Source organism: Pseudomonas sp. JL27(2026), from assembly GCF_056933555.1.
On record NZ_CM167794.1, the window covers coordinates 1,670,621 to 1,692,822 of the forward strand.

Sequence of the window (22,202 nt, forward strand, 5' to 3'; positions counted from 1 at the left end):
GTGAATGTTGATTTGCACTGCCATAGCACGGCCTCCGATGGCGCCCTGGCGCCTGCGGTTCTGGTTGCGCGTGCGTTCGAGAGAGGCGTGCGAGTCCTGGCCTTGACCGATCACGATACCCTTGAAGGCCTCGATGAGGCCCGCAGCGCTGCGGTTGCGCTGGGGATGCAACTGGTCAACGGCGTCGAATTGTCCTGCACCTGGGGCGGCGCGACCATCCATGTGCTGGGTTACGGTTTTGATGTGGATGCACCGCCGTTGGTCGAGGCCATTGCCAAATTGCACGACGGCCGCTGGCTACGCTCCGAGGAGATCGGCCGCAAACTGGCCCTCAAAGGCATGCCCGGCGCACTGGAAGGTGCCCGTACCCTTCAGCAGGAGCTGGGCGACAGTGGCAACGCGCCGGCCCGTCCGCACTTTGCCGACTGGATGGTGCGTGAAGGTTTTGTAAAGGATCGCGCCGAGGCGTTCCGCAAATGGCTGGGCGCCGGCAAGCTGGGAGACGTCAAGCAACACTGGCCGACCCTGGAAGAAACCGTCGAAACCCTGCGCGCCGCGAAGGCCTGGGTCAGCCTGGCACACCCTTGGCACTATGATTTCACCCGCAGCAAACGTCGACGCCTGATTGCCGACTATATTCAAGCGGGTGGCCACGCAATCGAAGTGGTCAACGGCCATCAGCCTGCCGAACAAGTGGGCAGCTTGGCTATTCTTGCTCGTGAGTTTGGTCTGCTGGTCAGTGCCGGCAGTGATTTCCATGGACCCGGAGGCTGGTCCGAGATCGGCGAATACCGCCCGCTCCCGGAGGATCTGCCGCCGCTTTGGTGTCGATTCAAACATGACCCAGCCGTTATTGCCGTCTGAACAGGTAGAAAATGTGAGTCAATTTTTCCAGATTCATCCGGAAAACCCGCAAGCGCGCCTGATAAAACAAGCGGTAGAAATCATTCGGGCCGGTGGGGTGGTGGTCTATCCCACAGACTCCTCGTACGCCATTGGCTGCCAGATCGGCGACAAGAACGCCGTCGAACGCGTGCGGCGCCTGCGGCAACTGGACGATAAGCATAACTTTGCGTTGATTTGCAGCGACCTGTCGCAATTGGGGTTGTTTGCCAAGATCGACACCGGCACCTTCCGCCTCTTGAAGGCGCACTTGCCGGGGCCGTACACCTTTATTCTCAACGCCACCCGCGAAGTGCCGCGCCTGTTGCTGCACCCGAAAAAACGCACCATCGGCTTGCGGGTACCGAGCCATCCTATTGCCCTGGCGCTGCTGGCCGAATTGGGCGAGCCGTTGATGAGCGTGACCCTGATCATGCCGGGCGACACCGATCCGCTGAGTGACCCGTACGAAATGCGTCAGTTGCTTGAGCATCAGGTCGACTTGATCATCGACGGCGGTTTTGGCGGGATCAAGGCCTCCACGGTCATCAATCTGGCCGACGGTGAACCTGAAGTGATTCGCGTGGGTTGCGGCGACCCTGCACCCTTTACGGTCGAAGCCTGAATGTCCGTTGCAGAAACCGTCGATAGCCAGGCCGGCGCCCAGCAAGAACTGCCGTTTGCCATGGTCTACGGTCAGGCGGTCATGGAAATGCCGCTGGACCTGTACATTCCGCCGGACGCGCTGGAAGTCTTCCTTGAAGCCTTTGAAGGCCCGCTGGACTTGCTGCTGTACCTGATTCGCAAGCAGAACATCAACATCCTCGACATCCCGGTGGCGGAAATCACCCGCCAGTACATGGGCTATGTCGAGTTGATGCAGTCGGTGCGCCTGGAACTGGCCGCCGAGTACCTGGTGATGGCGGCGATGCTGGCCGAGATCAAGTCGCGGATGCTGCTGCCGCGCTCGGCCGAGATCGAAGCGGAAGAAGACGACCCGCGTGCCGAACTGATCCGTCGCTTGCAGGAGTATGAACGCTTCAAGGCAGCCGCTGAAGGCATTGATGGCTTGAGCCGGGTGGGCCGCGATGTGGTGGTGCCCAGGCTGGACGCCCCTGAGGCGCGAGCGCGCAAGCTGGTGCCGGATGTAAGCCTGGAAGAGTTGCTGATGTCCATGGCCGAGGTGCTGCGCCGTGGCGACATGTTCGAAAGCCATCAGGTCAGCCGCGAGGCACTGTCTACCCGCGAGCGCATGAGCGATGTGCTGGAGCGGCTCAAGGGCGGCGGTTTCGTGCCGTTTGTCGAGCTGTTCACCGCTGAGGAAGGGCGCCTGGGTGTGGTGGTGACCTTCATGGCGATCCTCGAACTGGTCAAGGAATCCTTGGTCGAGCTGGTGCAGAATGAGCCGTTTGCGGCGATCCATGTCCGGGCGCGAGCCGAATAACGAGCAAAATCAATGAATTTGAGTGAACCCCGCGAGCTGGCGCCGCTGCTTGAGGCCTTTTTGTTGGCCTCGGGAAAACCGCAATCGATGGAGCGCCTGTTCGAACTCTTCGAAGAAGGCGAGCGCCCGGAGCCGCCGGTTTTCAAGAAAGCCCTGGCGATTTTGGCCAAGTCCTGCGATGGCCGGGCTTTTGAGCTGAAGGAAGTTGCCTCGGGCTACCGTCTGCAAATTCGCGAGAAGTTTGCGCCCTGGGTCGGGCGCTTGTGGGAAGAACGCCCGCAACGTTATTCCCGTGCGATGCTCGAAACCATGGCACTGATTGCCTATCGCCAGCCGATTACCCGTGGCGAGATCGAGGATGTGCGCGGTGTGGCGGTCAACAGCCACATCGTCAAAACCCTGATGGAGCGTGAGTGGATCCGCATCGTCGGTTACCGCGACGTGCCGGGTAAACCGGCGATGTTCGCCACCACCAAGGCGTTCCTCGACCACTTCAACCTGAAGAACCTTGACGACTTGCCTCCGTTGGCCGAGTTGCGGGAGCTGGAGCCCGAGCCAATGCTTGAATTCGACGACGCGCCTGTGCCGCAAAGCCTGCAAGAACTGGCTGACGCCAGCGCCGAACCGGAAGAGCCCAAGGACGAAACCAGTTTCCACACCTTGCTGCTGGAGTTGGACTCGATGGAGGAGGGGATCAAGACCGACTTCGATGACTTGTTGCGTGATGGCGCGGTGAGTGAGAGCGAGCCACAGACGCCAGGCGACGTGCCTGTCGAGGTTGCGGTAGAGACTGAACTTCATGTTGAGGCCGAGGCTGAAACTGAGGAAGTTGAGGAAGAGCTTGAGGAGGATATCCTCGGTGTCGCCCAAGCGCGGGAGAAACTGCTGGCTGCCGTCGCCGCACTGGAGCAGCCCAAACCCGAGCTGAGCGACGAAGAAGCCGAAGCCCTGGCGCTGGCCGAAGCGATCGAGAACGAACGCCGCCAGTTCGAAGATTGACGCAAACCCAATGTGGGAGCGGGCTTGCTCGCGAAGGGAGCGTGACATTCCACATCGATATCGACTGTCAGACCGCTTTCGCGAGCAAGCCCGCTCCCACATTGATTGGTGTCTGCCGGTAGTTGCGATGAGCTCGGTGTCACCGGTCGGCGGAAATGCAGATAACCGACCGTTTATCCGCTAGTCTCTGATGCGCGAGCGGCGCCATGCGCGTATGATTCGCGACCCTTTGGCGATCCCTTCGCCAAACGACCAGATTTCACATCTTCAGGCCATAGCCTGAACAGACCACACCGGGAGGTGCCCAGATGAGTATCAACGACCAGAAAGACGACCAGGAAATCGGCCCAGCAGGCGAGAAACTGCAAAAAGTCCTCGCCCGTATCGGCGTCGGCTCGCGCCGCGACGTAGAAGCCTGGATCAGTCACGGCCGCATCAAGGTCAACGGCAAAGACGCCACCCTTGGCTTGCGCGTCGACCTGCATGACGCCATCACCATCGATGGCAAGGTGATCAAGCGCGAAGAAGCGGCCGAATCGGTCCGCCGCGTGATCATGTACAACAAGCCTGACGGTGAGATCTGCACCCGTGACGACCCGGAAGGCCGTCCGACCGTGTTCGACAAGATGCCGAAACCGAAAGAAGGTCGCTGGATCAACATCGGTCGTCTGGACATCAACACCACCGGTTTGCTGATGTTCACCACCGACGGTGAGCTGGCCAACCGCCTGATGCACCCGTCCTACGAAATGGACCGCGAGTATGCGGTGCGTGTGCGTGGCGAAGTCGATGACGAGATGATCGAGCGCCTGAAGGCGGGCGTGGTCCTCGAAGACGGCCCGGCCAAGTTCACCGACATCAAGCAGGCGCCTGGTGGTGAAGGTTTCAACCACTGGTACCACTGCGTGGTGATGGAAGGCCGTAACCGTGAAGTGCGTCGTCTGTGGGAATCCCAGGGTTTGGTGGTCAGCCGTCTGAAGCGCGTGCGTTTCGGCCCGGTGTTCCTTAACTCCGACTTGCCGATGGGCCGCTGGCGCGAAATGAGTCAGTACGAAGTCGACGTACTGAGCGCCGAAGTTGGCTTGACTCCGGTGGCCATGCCGCAAATGAACGCCAAGAGCAAAGACAAGCTTGAGCGTATGCAGCGCAAGTCGTCCCGTCCGGTCGGCAAGAGCGAGCGCGTGCGGACCCTGCGTCCAGCGGCGGGTGCTCCGGCAGCAGCCGGTCCACGTCCGGCACGTGAGCCGCAGATCGAAGGCGAGCGTCCAGCCCGCAAGCCGGCGCCACGTCAGGACGGCGAGCGCGGTCCACGCACGCCACGTCCGGCCAACGGTCGCACTGAGCGTGGCGAAGGTCGCGGCGCTCCAGCGGGCGGTCGCAGTGATCGTGGTGCTCCGGCAGGTCGCGGTACGCCAGTGGCGGATCGTCCGTCCGACACCAAGCGCCCGGCCAAGCCAGCGCCGAAGAAGCGTCCGGGTATTGTCCTGGTCGATCGTGATGCGCCATCGGGCAAGCGCCGTGGTGCGCCCGCTGGTTCGGGCCAGCGTCCGGGCTTTGGTCGTCGCAAGCCGGAGTGAAGCAGTTGTAAGCTTCAAGCGATAAGCTGCAAGTGAAAAAAACGCCAACCCCTGGGGTTGGCGTTTTTTTTGTGTTTGGCAGAACCGGTTTTCAATATGTAGGTGGAGTTGTGGTCAGGGAGCTTGCTCCCGCTGGGTCGCGAAGCGGCTCCAATACCATTCACCTCGTTATGTCAGGCAAACCGCGTCGGCAGGTTTTGCGGCTGCTGGGCAGCCGAGCGGGAGCAAGCGCCCTCGCCACTGGGGCCGGTGTTGCTCAGAAGACAAAACGCCCATCAAACACTGGCTTGTCATCCAGCGCCAACACACCGCTTTCGAAGATCAAATCCAGATGATGGCTGCCCTTGGCGCCACCGCCCAATCCCAGGTGCAGGCCACAATGGCGCTCCTCGAAACCGGCGTTGCGCGCATACAGTGCCTTCACGCCTTCATTGGTGCCGATGCCCAGCTCTTCGATGCGTCGGTTGGAAGGGTTGGCGTCCAGGTACTTGTTGAAGTCATGCTCCAGCCCCGGCACCTCGGTGGCGATTTTTCGGATGGTCGAGTCTTCGATCCACAGCTCCAGCGGTGCTTGCAGTACGCCGTACTTGCGGGCAAAGGGAATGGTGCTGAGGAACGTGCCGACGAATTTCACCTGGCCATTGATGGCGTCACTGTGGCTGGCGATTTCGCCGGGGGCCAGGTCGAAGTTGCCGACGCCATTGATGTCGGTCCACTTCTTGATGCTGCTCAGCGGTGTCTCGAAACAAGAACCGTACTGGTCGTTGAAACTCAGGGTCGTGGCCTGGGACATGCGCTGGATCAAGTGACTGTTCAGCCCCGCGATGCGTTGCGGTGAGATGCTGAACGTGTCGTAGAAGTAGTCGCCGTAATCCTTGAATAGCAGCGATTTCTTCCAGTGCTCGGCCATCACGCCTTGCAGGGCGCGAACAAAGTCGGGGCCGTCCGGGCGCGGGTTGGGCAGGGTGGAAGAATCGTAGAAGAAAATGTACAGGTCGCAGTCGGTAATGGCCTGTGCCAGCGCAGGGGTTGGTTCAAGGTCCAGGCGCATGGCGCTGAACTGGAACGGCGAATGGCCGGCCTGCTCGATGATGGCGCCGGTCAACGCTTCGTAAGGCGCTGTATGCCCAAGCAGGACCTTGGCCGGGCGCGCGCCCGCCAGGGCTGGGTGATGATCGAGGTAGTAAAGGAAATGCGAGATGGCGCGGTGTTTGTCCATGTGTCCTCCTTGACTGTCAGCAAAAGGTGGCAGGCACGACCGACCGGATCATGCCTGCCTGGATGTCTTACAGAGGCCACATCGCTGTGCCGAATGGAACCACCGCGTCGGCTTGCATCATTTCCACGGCGTCGTCGTGGGTCGGGGCTTCAAACCAATCGTCGAGTTGCAGTTCGGTTTCCAGGTCTTTTTCCAGTACTTGCATGGTGACTCTCCTAGATGACTTTTCGATTGAATGGCGGCGCTGTTTTCAGTGCATGAATAAATCAATGTCACGGATAGGGCGGCCGCCGACTTACCGCTCCTCATGAGTCGGCAAGTGGCTGGAAACCTAGTCGAGTGTTTTTTGGAATGCAAAAAAATATTTGAATATATTTTATTAGACTTTTTATTCTATTTTTGACAGGCCGATTTTTTCAATTAAAAACAAAATGCTAACTCGACCTTGCCTGCAGGAGATGGACTGCCGTCAATTTGCAGGCATCCTGCAAATGGATCTGTCCTGGAAGAAATACGTTACAGGCTGTAAATAAAACATTACGAAATACCCCGTTCTGACCCCGTGATTCTCGGATTTTCGGGGGGTGTAAGGAAATGCTGCCGCTTCGCCGGCCAAAAAACGTGGCGCAAGGCTCTGGCCCGCTTGTTTCGAAAGCCTTTCAGCGGTGTGATGCGCCTATGCCTGTCGTGCAGGTGCATAACAAGAAGGAGGCGCAATGAACGCCATTATCCAACTCATCCGACTCTCTCCGAGGGACGATTTTTCAATCGTCCCCGTTGGCGACCCGAACGGGTTTGCCCCTTTAATTGCCGCCGTTCGAGACCTTCGAAACGGCCCCGTGCAATCCCGGCAACCGACACGCTGATCAAGCGGTGTCTGGCAGCAGGGGGTTACGGGTGTACAATGCGCGGCGTTTTAACTGTGACCCGATTGCGTATCCGCGCATTTTGCGCCTCTGTGGGCTGTTTTGATCGGCTGTAAGCGTGTGCTGCAACCCTTCTGAAACGTCGACAAGGCCAATAAACTCAAGGTTATCCACCTTGTTCACTCCGCCGCGTCACAAGCGTGGTGGGTTCGATTTCGTCACAGATAAAAACAAACAGGTGACGTATGACCGGTAGCAAAACGCTGAACTCCTGGTGCCTGCGCTGGGGTTTGATCCGCGCTGCTTAATCCTGACCCGAGCAGCAACGTCTTAACGAACATCATCAAACCTTGCGTGAGACCCTTTTAATGAGTGGACAAAACTCGCATTCAGGCGAGCTTAAACGCGGCCTGAAAAATCGCCATATTCAACTGATCGCCCTCGGTGGCGCGATTGGTACCGGGTTGTTCCTGGGCTCTGCCGGCGTGCTGAAGTCGGCCGGCCCTTCGATGATCCTTGGCTACGCGATCTGTGGCTTCATCGCCTTCATGATCATGCGCCAGCTCGGCGAAATGATTGTCGAGGAGCCGGTGGCCGGCTCGTTCAGTCACTTCGCCCACAAATACTGGGGCGGCTTTGCCGGTTTCCTGTCGGGCTGGAACTGCTGGATCCTGTACATCCTGGTGGGCATGTCGGAGCTGACGGCTGTCGGCAAGTACGTGCACTACTGGTGGCCGGAGGTTCCAACCTGGGCCTCGGCGCTGGTGTTCTTCGTGATGATCAATGCGATCAACCTGGCCAATGTCAAAGTCTTTGGCGAGGCGGAGTTCTGGTTCGCGATCATCAAGGTCGTGGCCATCGTCGGCATGATCGCCCTGGGCAGCTACCTGCTGGTCAGCGGCAGCGGCGGCCCGCAAGCTTCGGTGACCAACCTGTGGGAGCACGGTGGTTTCTTCCCTAACGGCGTCAGTGGTCTGGTGATGGCCATGGCGATCATCATGTTCTCCTTCGGCGGTCTGGAAATGCTCGGTTTCACCGCAGCAGAAGCCGACAAGCCGAAAACCGTGATTCCGAAAGCCATCAACCAGGTGATCTACCGGATCCTGATTTTCTACATCGGTGCACTGGTAGTTCTGTTGTCGCTGACCCCATGGGACAGCCTGCTGGTGAGTTTGAATGCCAATGGCGATGCGTACAGCGGCAGCCCGTTCGTCCAGGTATTCTCGATGCTGGGCAGCAACACGGCGGCGCACATCCTTAACTTTGTGGTCCTGACGGCGGCACTGTCGGTGTACAACAGCGGCACTTACTGCAACAGCCGCATGTTGCTGGGCATGGCCGAGCAGGGCGATGCACCCAAGTCCTTGTCGAAGATCGACAAGCGCGGCGTGCCGGTGCGTTCGATCCTTGCGTCGGCGGCGGTGACGTTCGTGGCTGTGCTGATGAACTACCTGATCCCGCAACACGCGCTGGAATTGCTGATGTCGCTGGTTGTGGCGACGCTGGTGATCAACTGGGCGATGATCAGTTTCTCGCACTTCAAGTTCCGTCAGTACATGAACCGCACCAAACAAACGCCGCTGTTCAAGGCGTTGTGGTATCCGTACGGCAACTTCGTCTGCCTGGCATTCGTGGTGTTCATCCTGGGTATCATGCTGATGATCCCCGGCATCAAGGTCTCGGTGTACGCGATTCCGGTCTGGGTCCTCTTCATGTGGGGCTGCTACTACATCAAGAACAAGCGCAGTGCTCAGCACGCGTTGAATGCTGCCGCTTCTGCAGTGAAGTAACGCAGAACGTAAAGACAACAAACCCGGCCATGTGCCGGGTTTGTTGTTTGTGGGGTTCATACAAAACCCTGTGGGAGCGGGCTTGCTCGCGAAGAGGGAGTGTCAACCGCATCAACATTGCCTGGCACACCGCTTTCGCGAGCAAGCCCGCTCCCAATTGATCTTTGGCATACCGAATATTTCATTCGCGGTATCCTGAGCGCCCTGATTGCGGATCGTTTTCCATGCTGGTGATTTCCAATCACTTATTCTGATTTTGTGAAATGACTGTTAAGTCCTTTTAGATAGCGGGTTTTAGGTGTTTTTTATGTTCGGTCTTCCAGGTTTTATGTTGGTTTTTTCCCGTTTCTATCCCGTATCTGTTCTGTACTCCTGTTAACAGGCAACACAATAAACGTCGCCACTTACGTTAGGCCGTATGATGTTGAAAAGCGTAGCGGTTTGACCTTGGTGGCTATCCAGATTTCATGCCGTGACGATTTCTGTTGTTTATGTCGGTGGGGTAGTTGGTGACAGTGATGACTACCCGTTTGCACTCGACCTGAACAGTACGTGCCCTGGTGGGGGTCGGCAGAGAACGGCCAAAAGTAGAGTTTGACGTAAAAATAATGCTGCTTGTTATTCCTGTGCTTAGGACAGAATGAGATCTTCCCCTCGATATTTTCGGCCCTGCATACCATGGACGACTCTCGTTTCACACCGGAGCAGGTGGCATCACGATCTGGTATTGCTCAGACGGATAGGCATGTGAGGCAATGGCTAGCAGGCCTTCCAATCGCTGAGAGACTCGACTTTCTAAAGCGACTGTGGCCACTGAACTACCGCTACTCACTCAAACTGCTCCAAGCGGCACAGCTGCCGAAGCAGGAAAACGAGTACCTCTTCAGGTACTGGCTGCGAACTGGCCATCACAATACGGCGCAAGAACTCATCAAGTGGTTGCAGCCGACTCTGGGGGAAAGAAAGTTCTGGCAGATTGCTTCACAAGAGAAGCTTTCACCAGCTATGTGGGACTTGATGAATTACCACAGCAATGGACGCTTGGACTCGCAACCCGACGAAAAGTAAACCTATATCCTTTTCCAGCAGATTCGTATTCGGCGCACCCAACCACCAGTTCATCGGTGGTGACTGTCCTCTGTGGGTCGTTTTCTGCCTCTCGCGACGGGCAGAAAACGGCCGACTCTGTTGAAAACAGAAAGATTTCAATCTCGGACGTTTACTTTTCTAAGGTAACTCTCGATCCGAGGTTGCCATCGCCAGCAGTAATTGGAGCTACAGATCACGATTCATCAGGAAACCGCACAAGTATGATCTGCCCCCCCCCCCCCTGTTTCCCGGGATTAGTCCTGAAAATTCATCGGCACTAGGGTTTTGTCGGTCTGTATAATTTAGAGTTTGAGTTGCTGTCTTTTCTCACCACAGTGCGCGCTGATACCCTAGCTAAAGCTGCATTTAAATCCGACCGTACTGCTGCGACCCATTCAAATAGCCCCGTCGGGTTAACTGTAATAAGCTTAGAGTCGCTAGCTTTAAGCTCAGTTAAAATAATCCTGCAGATTTTCATCCAGCCTGGATGGGGTCGTTTGGCTTCTTCTCTAATTTCTATCGCCACAGCCTCAGTTTCTAGCAGTGTTACCAGCGCCATCTGTGAAAGGTATACATTGTCACTAAATACTAGCCGATAGTGTGCTATCCCTGCAGCGCTAACTCGGATCAGCGTATCATCGGTTAGCGATTTTTCAGAAGGATCATAAATTTCCAGTAGGCCTCGACCAAAAAGACGATCGATAAAATATCTGAAGGTTTCACGAGCTGTGTTAAGTGCAGAAAAAATTGTCCACAACTCCGACATCCTGATAAATCTATCTCTTGTGCTAGCCGCACGCTCATCAGTATTCATGAGAAACCGTAAAATATAGAGTGCCATCAGTGGAGATGATAATGACCCAGCAGGTCGTGCAAATAAATTTGTAATAAAACTGTGCTTATCCTCATCAAAAAGCGACGCCTTTTGTAGAATCAACGCATTTAATAAGTCCGTTCTTCTAGGTGTCAGCTCCCCACGTGCAACATACAGTCGTAGTAACTGATCCAAACCTATCCAGGGTGAGGATAGGATTGATCCAGCCAATTCTAAACTGCGCCTTACGTCGTAATTACAAAGCTTTCCTATAATAGAGGTGACATCAGACGTTGCTACAAAAATTGATTCGACGGTTGCGCAGAAATATTCTAAGTGAGGGATCTCCAGTTTCCAACCCGGTCCAACTAGTCCGCTCAGGCGTTTACGAGCATGCCCTTCCATTACTTGATTTGTCCTCAATACATCTAAGCGTTTAGCAAATACCTCCTTCAGACTAGGTACAGGCAAGAAAAACGCTCTAGAGTGAAAGCTTTGCAAAGGGCCTGCCTTGCTCAGCGACCAAACAGTAGTATCTGTTACTGGACAAACAAGAAATGAGGCTACGTTACTTGAAATTCCTATTGCGTATTGAAAAACAGAATCTTGAATGCCGCGAGATAGGTGGTCAACATTGTCTATCACCAACACCGGCAACAATCGACGACTTGCAAGAGAGTTCTTCAATAAAGCTAGTAGATATTCACGTGGCTGGCTCAACCTGAGTTGACGTAATTCTTCCCCAAATTTCTGCCGAAAAGCATCCCTGTCATTTTTGTACAAAGGAGCTAATTCCCCACGGCTCAGCCGCTGATACTTAGCCCAGAACGTTCCACGTAACTCGTCGTATGTGGGAGTCGATGACCCGTACAGACCTCTTTCAGCCTGGTCAATTAAACTATTGGACATCCAATCCGCTAGTCTGTCCTCCGAACCTTCGCTTTTAAGCAAGTTGACGCTCAAAAATAAAACCTGTTCCCTTGTTGATTTTGGAATTGTCTTTTGAAAAAATCTTTGTAGAAATGTTGTTTTACCTGCCCCTTTATTGCCGACAAGCAATACAAACTCCCCTGTCTTGAGTTCAACAGAGTACTCTAAAAGGTTTTGTAATGCCTCCGGCTGAGTGCTATCGATTTGCTGCAGTCGTTTAACTCGCCCCAATAATTCTTCTACAATTTTCTCAAAAGCAACATCTGCTTCGTGACTTGCTTTGGTTTCAACAAAACAGTCCATCAAAATATCAAGAGATTGACCGCTCATCCTGATAAAGGAAGTCGTAAAAAGCTCTTCTATCGCATAACTAAGATCGCTCATGATCGGTATTTGCTTAAAGCTCCTATCGAATGCTCGATAGTAGTTTGCTGACACAGGCGTGAAGCCTAATTCTTTTTCTCTTAGGTAATTTATGAATCGTGACTCTTGCAGCCCTACATCAGAAAAGAACTCGTAAAATCGTGACCAGCTTTTAACAACTGCGTCTACCGACGGAAACACTACGCAAAAACCGTCAGTGGGAGCCAAACCATCTGCTCTTGATGCTAAAAAACCAATCCATTGTCGACCATTCGTAACAATTCCTATTGGCGCACCAAATTTTGACGCATAACGAATTGCTTGTTCAATCCCTCCGCGTGCACTTGCTATGGAACTACTATTTAGCGGGATTACTGCAATCTCTCCCTGTTCTGAGGAGCAGAGGCTGACTTCATCACGTTTTGCTTCTAGCACTACTCTACAGCGAGGGCCATTGAACAAAGCATAGTCCGCATACCCAGTTGCTGGTAAATATGGCTCGACACGCAGAGTTTCTTTCGACCAATCTAATTCGGCCGTTAAGAACTCATCGATTACGTGAAATCTAGTTTGCGCCTCGTTATCGTCATTAGAAAGCGCCACGCGATAACTTTCGATCCGTTCACGGAGACCAGTTTCCTTCTCTGCCGATATTGCAAGCACATCCATATTGGAAGCTCCGGAACGTAAATTAAGCCCGTTTGCTGAGTGCTTATGTGTATAGCTGAGGCAATACCAAAATGCCACCCTAACCCGACAGTTACTTCAAAGGCTACTTTGGGTCGTTTTCTGCCTGTCGCGAAGGGCCGTTACCGACCCATAGCGGACTGTGGTGAAAGGCAGCAATCGGCCCAGAGTGTGTAAAAACGCTCATGGAGCTCATCGTCGTGGAGCAGTGACGTTCGTTCGTTGGCTGAGCGATCGCACGGTCATGCCGCGGGCCGCATCAGTCGCAGCTTGGAACACGCCAACGCTGTTTTTACAGCCTCTGGGATGGGCCAAAATCAGCCTTTTTCAGGCCGTCAGCGCTTTCATCAAACCGTTGGCACCGATGATTTTCATAACCCGTTTCAAGTTGTAGGCGAGCACATTCAAGCTCATCTCCGCGCTCACCCCGGCCAGCTTTCGCGTCAGGAAGTGCGTCGCACCCATCCATTGTTTGAGCGTCCCGAAGGGATGCTCAACCGTCCGTTTTCGGACTCGCATCATCTCCGGCGCTTTGCTCAGTCGAAGCTGCATCTCCTCCAATACGGCTTCATGCTCCCAGCGTCGAACCCGTCGTTCCGTGCTCGGAGTGCATTGCGACTTCAACGCGCAGCCCTGGCATTTCGAACTCCAGTAACGGTGCAACGTCAGGCCTTTTTCAACGTTGGTATAGCGCCAGATCAGCGCCTCTCCAGCCGGGCAAATGTATTCGTTTTTTGCCGCGTCATAGATGAAGGCATCGTTATTGAAACGCCCGTCAGCCTTGGCTCCAGAGGTCATCGGCTTGGGCACATAGGCGGTGATGCAGGCATCGTGACAAGCCAGGATTTGTTCGCTTTTGAAGTAACCTCGGTCAGCCACTACCGAGAACGTATCTGACGCCATCGCCTCGCGGGCCTGCTTGGCCATCGAGCTGAGTTGATCGCGGTCGGAACCGACGTTGGTCACCTCATGTGCAACGATCAAATGGTGCTGAGTATCGACCGCTGTCTGCACGTTGTAGCCGACGATTCCCGTGCCGCGCGTCTTCATGGAGCGGGCGTCTGGATCGGTCAGTGAGACCTGTTTATCCGGCGATTCATTGAGCTGGATTTCGATCGCTTGAAGCTCCTTCATTTGAGTTTTGAGCTTGGCGATTTTCTCTTCCAGCCGCACGGCGCTAGGCTCGGAAGCTATGGGTTCTTGCCGATCGGCAGCATCGAGTGCAGTCAGGTAACGGTTGATGCTCGATTCAATTTCTTCCATTCGCCGCTTCAGTTTGGCGCTGGTGAAATTGCGGTCGCGGTTGTTGACTGCTTTGAATTTACTGCCATCGATGGCGACCAGATTTTCTCCGAACAGTCCCAACTGCTGACACAGCACAACGAACTGGCGACAGACGCCTCGGATGGCCTTGCTGTTGTCTTTTCGGAAGTTGGCGATGGTCTTGAAATCCGGCATCAAACGCCCGGTCAGCCACATCAGCTCGACGTTGCGTTGGGCTTCTCGCTCCAAACGTCGGCTCGACTGGATGCGGTTGAGATAACCGTAGATATAGATCTTCAGCAGGATCGCGGGGTGGTAAGCAGGCCGGCCTGTGTCAGCAGGAATAGCACCGTCAAAACCCAGACTGACCAGGTCGAGTTCGTCAACGAAGACGTCGACTATGCGCACCGGATTGGTATCGCTGACGTAGTCGTCGAGGCTTTCGGGAAGTAAGGTGCCTTGGTCTCGATGTTCACCTTGGATAAAGCGCTTCATGGGCGATCCTTGCGATGAAATCCCCAGAAATCATAGCAAGGGTTCAAGAAAGCGTTTTTACACACTCTGGGCCAAAAGCAGACCTACGTCCCGGTTCAGAATTCACTAAGACCGACCCCATTTTTGTGAAAATTGGTGTTCTGGCCTCGGTTTTACTAGCTGTTCAACTGCTTGTGCACATGACCCCACCAATCCCAAAAGCAAAGCTTGTTAAGTCGTTTGAGCTTCGCGGAATACTGTGAACTGTCATGTTCGAACAATGGCCAAACAATTATCCAGTAAGCAAACATGACTGCCACACCAAGAAACTCATCATCCTCCGTCAGTTCCGTCCATGCAAAGGGCATTTCATCAACTTTGTTTGTAATCGACGCTACCGTGCTCGGAGACCAATAATAGATAGACGCGTCATAGGTTGTTTGCAGCGTGTAATATGGGTTTGGTAAATCGTCATTGTGGAATAGATGGCGGACGACCGTTTTGTTGATATTCGACCCTCGTGCGGAGCCCAAGAACGCGCTTGAGAATGCCTCGCCATTTTTTGATAGGTCGTGCAGGGCGCGCCATGCTACGGAAAGTGCAAACTTTTCGAGCTTCCATAGCTCGTTAAGAGGGTAATCATAAACTCCCAAGGTTAATGGCTCGGCGAAGACATTGTTTATTTCATGCGGAAATATGGGTAGTTTTTTCCACTCTTCGTGCACATCGACGCAATTGGGCATGAGCAACGTTGCAATTCCATTTTCCACCCTTGCCCCAAGGTCGTTATCGCATTTTTCGCACATAAGATTCGGCTTAGGAAGATCCTGTTTTGGTAAGTACTTTCGATCAACCCATTTGAAGGAATATTTTTTACTTCCATCTGCCCGCACCTCGCCGGTGAGCCTTTTTCTGATGAAATTAGGTATCACATGGCTCCTAGCAAGGGCATCCTTTTCAGTACCACATGCAATGCAAATCATTATTTTTCCTTATGCAAGTTTCGTTAGTGATTCACGAACTAGAGTACAACAGGAATTTGCTCATAATGCACAAAAGGGGCAGCTCCCGACCCAAAGCGATCATCCACTCGTGACTATTGGGATCATGCGCCCACGTCATTTATCAGTTCGCGCCAGACATCCCTTGCCTTCTGCACCGAGGTAAAGACTTGTACTTTTGGATGCCAGAACTGCCCCTCAATTACGATGCATTCCAGGGTAGAGTCCTGAAACGTAAAGACATAATGGATGGCATCTTTTAGAAACCGCTGTTTATCGTGTCGCGGATGAATGGCGTTTCTCTGCTCAAGCTCTGCTAGCCAAGGCGAATTATCTATTCGATGAATTTGGTAATGCTTGAGGCCAAGCCCAATAAGCGGATGGCCGCCCAAAGCCTCGTCGTTTGGTGAGCCGAACTGAATTTTTTTAACTAGGGGGAAATGGATTACAGCTATTTCTTCCCCGGCGGTGCAATACCGTAAACATAGCTGCGTGTCCGTGGCAAACACGACGGGTTCGGGCGACGTACTTGGCTGTGGCCAGGAGTCGAGCAGCACCACGGTTGCGAATGACATAGGGAAGCCTAGTGAAGAAATAGGGGTAAAACAGAGTGCGAGAGCGACGCGTTGTCGTCAAACGTTTCTGATCGCGATGGGCTGCTTGTGGCCGGTTTCTGCCGGTCATGACCACGAAGCGTGGTAGTCAATTCCGATGCAATCGTTGTCTAGTCGCAATGTGAATTGCGGGTTGGGTCGAATGCAAGCGGGTGGTCAAGTGGAGTGCAATTTCGCATCCGCTGCAAAAAATCCAGCCATGAAAAAAAACAGCATGAAAAAGCACTTATCCCCCTCCCGCCGACGGGCTTTGCGTCCGTTTTTTGTGCAAATCCAGATGTAGTGCAAACGATCTTGCAGCCCAGGCGGGATATGGGGCTTCGCAGGGGACCGGCCATTTCATTTTGTGCAAAGCATTGAAGAGAAATGACAAGCCGCTGCACAAGCAACGGGGCATCTCTGGCTACGTTCGAAACCGCCTAAGCCAGCGCACATAGGGGGTAGGCCGGATTTTTTCAAAATGCATCGCTCGCATTTTGCGTGCGTATTGACGAATGTCTGGCTGTTACCGAAAAACCTGTAGGCCATACACGGTGTGGCTTGTAGACCTTCTCACAGGACTTAGGCTGTTTCATTACTTATCGCGCTGTTATCACTGGGTGCGTTGCTCAAAAACACTCTGTCTAGTCCTGAAACAGGTGTAAACCTTATTCAGGACGGGACAATCGGAACCATCCTGGATACACCGCTTCCCGGAGTGCGACAGGTGGGGCGTAACTCCGGGTACTGGGTTTCAACTCTCATTAGAGCTGGCTTGTGGAGGCGCCAGTGATCAACAGGCTCAAGTCAAACATGGAGATCCAATATAGGGGGCGCTGGGGATCAGGCCAATTGCACTCAAATGGGTAATCGCGGGTTGCGCTGAAGCTGCTTGCTTCAGCGCAGCGGCTCCTTAGTTCTTCACTGTCTCTTCAAGAGAGAAACGCCCCAGTGGACTTTGCTGGAAGTTTTCTATGTTCTTTCGAGAAATGTTGATGTACGGGCTGTAGTACAGGTCGATCCAGTTGACATCATGTTTGGCGATCTTCTGCAAGTCGACGTACATCTGCTCACGCTTGACCGGGTCCGATTCAACCCTGGCATCCGACACCAGATTCTTGGCCTTGTCGTTCTTGTAGCGGGTCATGTAGTTCATGTTGGTGTCGTGGCCCAGAACGAACGTGGTCTTCTGGTCCGGGTCGAGGATGTCGTTGGTCCAGTACATCGCGGACAAATCGTAATCACCGTCGACCAGCATCTGCCAGCTCTGGGTCGGGTCGACTTTTTGTAGGGTCGTGGTCACACCGACTGCCGCCAGTTGCTGCTGAACCAGTACAGCAATTTGCTCATCAGCTTCGTTGCCGGCGTTAACTACGTAGTTCAGCTTCATGCCCGCAGCGCCGGCATCGGTCAGCATCTGCCTGGCTTTGGCCGGGTCGAACGGACGCTTCAGGTTGTCGGCGTAATGGTAAAGCGCGCCTTTGGGGATGTAGGAGTAAGCCTCCTGGCCATGGCCGAAGGTGACGGTATCGACTACCGACTTCTTGTTGATTGCCATGTCCAGTGCCTGACGTACCTCCGGCTTGGCCAGCAATCCGTGCTCATGGTTGATCAACAGATGATCTTCCCGAGTGGAAGGGTCGGAGTGGATGGTCAGGTTGGAATCCTTGCGCAGTGCATCGACTCGCGAAAAGGGTACGAAAATCGCTGAGTCCAGCTCGCCTGCCTGCACCTTGAGCATCCGGGTATTGTCGTCCGGAATGGAAATCCACTCCACGCCATCAAGGCTGACCTTATCGGCCTGCCAAAAATTCGGGTTCTTCTCCAGTTTCACGCGATCGCCGCGCAGCCACTCTTTAACAAAAAATGCCCCTGACACCACAGGTTCTTGAGCATAGGCATCCTCGCCCATGCGGGTCATGGCCTTTTGCGAGAGAATCGAAACGGTCGGCGAGGCCAGTTGCGAGAGGAACGGTACCGATGGGGTTGTCAGGGTGACCACCAGCGTGTGCGGATCGGTTGCTTTCGCCGTGTCGATCAGCTTGTAGGCATCGCTCCACAGCGAGGCCTTGTTATCGCGAATACGCAGCAGGCTGAACGCCGCATCATCGGCCGTAATCGGCGAGCCGTCGGAGAACTTCGCCGAGCGCAGTTTGAACGTGTAGGTCAGACCATCGCCTGAGACTGTCCAGCTTTCAGCCAGGCCGGGTTCCATCTTGCTGCCGGCCTTGTTTACCCGGATCAGTGTGTCGTAGACATTGGAAAACACCCAGGTATCACGGTTTTGCGCGCTCTTGATCGGGTCGAACGTGGTGCTTTCTTCACGGCAACCGATGGTGAGTACACCTGCCGCCTGAGCAATACCGCTGGCAAGGGTGCAAGCGGTCAAGGTGGCGGCGGCGAGCAATTTCAAATGCCTGGATCTCATGATCAAACTCCTTCTTGATGAGTGTGTTGTCTTTAAAGCAGCGGCTCCTCAAGCACGCAGTCGTAACGGCGTGCTTCGAGTTGACGTGTAGGGGGCGCCGCCTGGCTACAGGTGGGGCGAGCGTAGCGACAGCGCGGGTGAAAGCCGCATCCGGATGGCAGTTGCAAAGGGCTGGGCGGTTCACCGGGCAGAGGGTTGCTGGGTAGCGCCCGGGCCGGGTCGATTTCCGGAATCGACTGGATCAGTGCGGCGGTATAAGGATGTCGCGGGGAGAGGAAAACCTCCTCCACGGGGCCCTCTTCGACGATCTTGCCCAGGTACATCACCGCCACTCGATCACAGAGCCGGCGAACGACCGCCAGATCGTGGGCGATGAACACAATCGCTAGGTTCATGCGCTGGCGCAGCTCCAGCAGCAGGTTGATGATTTGCCCCTGGATGGACACATCCAGCGCGGCCACACATTCATCGGCGACGATCAAGCGCGGCTCCACGGCCAGCGCACGGGCGATCCCGACACGCTGGCATTGCCCGCCGCTCAAGGCGTGCGGTTTGCGGGTGGCCAACTCGGGGCGAAGACCGACCAGCGTCAGCAGTTCATCGACTCGGGCGGCAATCAACTGTTCGGGCACTTTGCGTTGTACCCGAAGCACTTCTGCCAGGGTCTGGCCGATGCTCAGGCGCGGGTTGAGGGCGGCGTAGGGGTCCTGAAAAACCATCGCAGCCTCATGGCGCAGTCGCTCGATATCGATCTTCCCGGCGTGGGCCATGTCGACACCATCGAACAGTACCTGTCCGGAGAAAATCTCGTTGAGGTGCAGGATCGCCCGGCCCAGGCTGCTCTTGCCACTGCCCGACTCGCCAACCAGCCCGAGCGTTTCACCTGCCGCCAGACTCAACGAAACACCGTTGACTGCCTTCAGCCATTGCCGGTTCATGCCCAGCAGGCCAGTGCCGGGTGCGGCGAAGCGCACGTGCAGATCCTTGACGTTGAGCAGGGTCATGAGCGGCCTCCACCGGCCAAGGGGTAATGGCAAGCGATGCGGTGTCCATGGGTGACTGGCTGCAATGTCGGCATCAGTGTTGTGCATGGGTTGCCGGTTTGCCGGCAGCGCGGATTAAAGCGACACCCATGGGGCAGGGCGTCGAGCAGGGGCGGTTGCCCGGCAATGGTTTTGAGCAATGCGTGACCGTGACTGGTGGCCGGCTGGCAGTCGATCAATCCAGCGGTGTAAGGGTGGCGTGGATGGGCCAGCACTTCATATTTGCTGCCGTGTTCGCACAAGCGTCCGGCGTACATCACTGCAATCGAGTCGCAGGTCTGGGCAACGACGCCCAAGTCATGGGTGATCATGATGATCGACAGGCCACGTTGGTCGCGCAGATCAAGCAGCAGTCGCAGGATCTGCGCTTGTACTGTGACGTCGAGGGCGGTGGTCGGTTCGTCGGCGATCAGGACTTTCGGGTTGCAACCCAGGGCCACGGCGATCATCGCTCGCTGGCGCATGCCGCCCGAAAATTCGTGAGGGTAACTGTCGACCCGACGTTGCGGATCGGGAATACCCACTTGCCGAAGAACGTCGATGGCCTGGGCACGGGCTTCACGCTTGCTGGCGCCCTGATGCAGACGAATACCTTCGCCAATTTGCTCACCGATGCGCATCAACGGATCGAGATGGCTACTGGGATTCTGAAAAATCATCCCCAGTTGACGCCCACGCATGCGACGCATACCGGCTTCGTCCAGATGCAGCAGGTTTTCCCCGGCGAGCTGCACGGTTGCGCCTTCTACTCGCAGATTTGGCGATGGCAGTAATCTCATCAGGCCGCGGCAGGCCATGGTCTTGCCGGAGCCGCTTTCACCCACCAGGCCGAGGACTTCACCCTCGGTCAGGTCGAACGACAGGCGATCCACCAGCGTCACCTCGCGCTCACCGTTACGGGCAATGATGCTCAGTTCCTCAACCTTCAGCACGGGCGTACTCATGAGCGCTCACCCAAGTATTCGGCGACAGCGTCGGCCAGCAGGCTGAAGCCCATCGCCAGAGTGACGATCGCCAATCCCGGGAAGGTGCAGATCCACCAGGCAGAGGTGATGAAACTCTGTCCTTCGGCGACCATCGTGCCCCACTCGGCGGTCGGCGGTTGAACCCCGAGGCCGAGGTAGCTGACTGCTGCGCCGTTGAGCAGCACCAGCACCGCATCGGACATGGAAAACACGATTGAGCCGAACATCGCGTTAGGCAGCAGGTGACGAAACAGAATGCGCCCATGGCCGAAGCCGAGGCTTTTGGCGGCCAGGGCAAAATCGCTTTCCTTGAGTATCAGGATCTGCGAGCGGATCAACCGTGCGTAGGACACCCAGCCCACCAGTGCCATGGCGATATAGAAACTCATCAGGCCGGGGCCGAGGATCGCCATGATCGCCAGCATCAACACCAGGAACGGGAAGGCCAGGACAATATCGATCAGGCGCATGCAGGCGGTGTCGAAACGCCCGCCAATGTAGCCGGACAAGGCCCCGACACAGGTGCCGATCAGAAACGGAAAAATCACCCCGATCACTGCAAGCTGCAAGTCGACGCGGGCCGCCCAGATCACTCGAGACAAGACATCACGGCCAAAATTATCGGTGCCAAACGGGTGAGCCAGGGAGGGCCCCAGCAGGCGGATATCAGTGTTCTGGGCGATTGGATCGAAGGGTGCGATCCAGGGAGCGAAGATCGCCAGTAACAGCCAGCTGAGCAGAATTGCCAACCCCAACCGCATTGCCAAACGACGGTTACGCAAGCCGAAACCCAGGTTCAGGCGAGGTGCAATCGTTGCCTGATTGCTCATTGGATTTTTACCCGTGGGTCGATCGCCACCGTAATCACATCGGCAAGAAAATTCACCGCGACGGTGGCGCAGGCCAGCACCATCGCTACGCCCTGAACGACCATGTAGTCTCGGGTGAAGATGCCGCGGACCAGCAACTGGCCGATTCCGGGAATGGCGAACAGGCTCTCGACGACCACTGTGCCGCTGATCAGCCAGCCGATGTTCACCGCGAGCAAGTTGACCGCGGGCACCAGCGAATTAGGCAGCACGTGACGACGAAATACCGCATCTTCAGACAAGCCACGAGCCCTTGCCGCTGTGACGTGATCGGCTTGCAACTCCATCAGCATGCTCGCCCGCAGATTGCGCACCAACACCGCAGACAATGCCAAGGCCATGGTCAGGCAGGGCAGGACCATGTGGTGCAGCTTGTCCAGCCAGGTACGCCCGTAACCTGAAACCGGGAACCAACCCAACTGCACACTGAAGAGCAGGATCAACATGATTCCCAGCCAGAACGCTGGCATGCCGAGGCCGGCGGTGGTGAACAGGCGGATCAGATTGTCGCCCCAGCCCCCCTTGTTGCGAACGGCAAGGGTGGCCAGGGGCACGGCGATCAACAACGACAGCAGCACGCTGCCAAAAACCAGAAATAGCGTGGGTTCGATTCGTGTGCTGATCAGCTTCAAGGCGTCGACTTTGTAGAGCAACGACTGGCCGAGGTCACCCTTGAAGAGGTTTTTCAGGAAGTAGAAATACTGCATCCACAACGGCTGATCGAGGCCGAATTGGGCGCGAATCCTGATCAGCCCCTCGGGTGTACTGCGCGAACCGAGCAGGGCACGCGCCGGATCGCCAGGAATCGAGCGCACCAGCACAAACGTGATAAGGCTGATACCAAACAGCACCGGAAGCAGTTGCAGCGGGCGTGACAGGATGAATCGGTAACGCGACAGATTCATC

At 55.4% G+C, this 22,202-nt stretch carries 17 protein-coding genes; 6 read left to right on the forward strand and 11 right to left on the reverse strand.

All coding sequences use genetic code 11. The annotated features are described in order from the left end of the window. The 5 genes from AC1Z1G_RS07520 to rluB all read left to right on the forward strand — a co-directional run bounded on the left by AC1Z1G_RS07520 (position 1) and on the right by rluB (position 4,902). Positions 1-864 carry a PHP domain-containing protein gene (locus AC1Z1G_RS07520; RefSeq protein ID WP_483626118.1) on the forward strand — a complete coding sequence of 288 codons (864 nt, stop codon included), beginning with the start codon at positions 1-3 and terminating at the stop codon, positions 862-864. Positions 865-877: 13 nt separating this feature from the next. Continuing rightward, positions 878-1,507, forward strand: coding sequence for an L-threonylcarbamoyladenylate synthase (locus AC1Z1G_RS07525; RefSeq protein WP_347904696.1), 630 nt, complete (start codon positions 878-880; stop codon positions 1,505-1,507). Between the two features lie 120 nt (positions 1,508-1,627). Then, on the forward strand, positions 1,628-2,326 hold the full coding sequence (locus AC1Z1G_RS07530) for a segregation and condensation protein A (RefSeq protein ID WP_483627777.1): 699 nt from the start codon (positions 1,628-1,630) through the stop codon (positions 2,324-2,326). 12 nt (positions 2,327-2,338) lie between these two features. Continuing rightward, a complete protein-coding gene (gene scpB / locus AC1Z1G_RS07535) occupies positions 2,339-3,325 on the forward strand; it encodes an SMC-Scp complex subunit ScpB (protein ID WP_483626120.1) in 987 nt (328 codons plus the stop codon). Between the two features lie 308 nt (positions 3,326-3,633). Next, positions 3,634-4,902, forward strand: coding sequence for a 23S rRNA pseudouridine(2605) synthase RluB (gene rluB, locus AC1Z1G_RS07540; RefSeq protein ID WP_483626122.1), 1,269 nt, complete (start codon positions 3,634-3,636; stop codon positions 4,900-4,902). A gap of 256 nt (positions 4,903-5,158) precedes the next feature. Here the strand turns inward: rluB and AC1Z1G_RS07545 are convergent, their stop codons facing one another. Both AC1Z1G_RS07545 and AC1Z1G_RS07550 read right to left on the reverse strand, forming a co-directional pair. After that, on the reverse strand, positions 5,159-6,121 hold the full coding sequence (locus AC1Z1G_RS07545; protein WP_483626123.1) for a CgnE/CgnB domain-containing protein: 963 nt from the start codon (positions 6,119-6,121) through the stop codon (positions 5,159-5,161). 67 nt (positions 6,122-6,188) lie between these two features. Continuing rightward, positions 6,189-6,326, reverse strand: coding sequence for a hypothetical protein (locus AC1Z1G_RS07550; RefSeq protein ID WP_483626125.1), 138 nt, complete (start codon positions 6,324-6,326; stop codon positions 6,189-6,191). A gap of 1,029 nt (positions 6,327-7,355) precedes the next feature. Here AC1Z1G_RS07550 and AC1Z1G_RS07555 point away from each other — a divergent pair. After that, complete coding sequence (locus AC1Z1G_RS07555) at positions 7,356-8,777, forward strand: amino acid permease (protein ID WP_483626127.1); 1,422 nt, start codon at positions 7,356-7,358, stop codon at positions 8,775-8,777. 1,366 nt (positions 8,778-10,143) lie between these two features. Here the strand turns inward: AC1Z1G_RS07555 and AC1Z1G_RS07560 are convergent. The 9 genes from AC1Z1G_RS07560 to AC1Z1G_RS07600 form a co-directional block, all read right to left on the reverse strand. Further along, positions 10,144-12,642, reverse strand: a complete 2,499-nt coding sequence (locus AC1Z1G_RS07560; RefSeq protein ID WP_483626129.1) for an AAA family ATPase — start codon at positions 12,640-12,642, stop codon at positions 10,144-10,146. Between the two features lie 345 nt (positions 12,643-12,987). Further along, on the reverse strand, positions 12,988-14,418 hold the full coding sequence (locus AC1Z1G_RS07565) for an IS1182 family transposase (RefSeq protein ID WP_483626131.1): 1,431 nt from the start codon (positions 14,416-14,418) through the stop codon (positions 12,988-12,990). A gap of 155 nt (positions 14,419-14,573) precedes the next feature. Next, positions 14,574-15,380, reverse strand: coding sequence for a hypothetical protein (locus AC1Z1G_RS07570; protein ID WP_483626132.1), 807 nt, complete (start codon positions 15,378-15,380; stop codon positions 14,574-14,576). Positions 15,381-15,502: 122 nt separating this feature from the next. After that, on the reverse strand, positions 15,503-15,973 hold the full coding sequence (locus AC1Z1G_RS07575; RefSeq protein ID WP_483626133.1) for a hypothetical protein: 471 nt from the start codon (positions 15,971-15,973) through the stop codon (positions 15,503-15,505). 931 nt (positions 15,974-16,904) lie between these two features. Then, positions 16,905-18,419, reverse strand: coding sequence for an ABC transporter substrate-binding protein (locus tag AC1Z1G_RS07580; RefSeq protein WP_483626135.1), 1,515 nt, complete (start codon positions 18,417-18,419; stop codon positions 16,905-16,907). Positions 18,420-18,451: 32 nt separating this feature from the next. Then, positions 18,452-19,423, reverse strand: a complete 972-nt coding sequence (locus tag AC1Z1G_RS07585; RefSeq protein WP_483626137.1) for an ABC transporter ATP-binding protein — start codon at positions 19,421-19,423, stop codon at positions 18,452-18,454. After that, positions 19,420-20,406 carry an ABC transporter ATP-binding protein gene (locus tag AC1Z1G_RS07590; RefSeq protein ID WP_483626139.1) on the reverse strand — a complete coding sequence of 329 codons (987 nt, stop codon included), beginning with the start codon at positions 20,404-20,406 and terminating at the stop codon, positions 19,420-19,422. Before AC1Z1G_RS07590 ends, AC1Z1G_RS07585 begins: the two co-directional genes overlap by 4 nt. After that, positions 20,403-21,257 carry an ABC transporter permease gene (locus AC1Z1G_RS07595; protein ID WP_483626140.1) on the reverse strand — a complete coding sequence of 285 codons (855 nt, stop codon included), beginning with the start codon at positions 21,255-21,257 and terminating at the stop codon, positions 20,403-20,405. The genes AC1Z1G_RS07590 and AC1Z1G_RS07595 overlap by 4 nt, the downstream gene beginning before the upstream one ends. Further along, positions 21,254-22,201 (reverse strand): ABC transporter permease, encoded by a 948-nt coding sequence (locus AC1Z1G_RS07600; protein ID WP_483626142.1) that lies wholly within the window; start codon positions 22,199-22,201, stop codon positions 21,254-21,256. The genes AC1Z1G_RS07595 and AC1Z1G_RS07600 overlap by 4 nt, the downstream gene beginning before the upstream one ends. Between the last annotated feature and the right edge of the window lies 1 nt (position 22,202).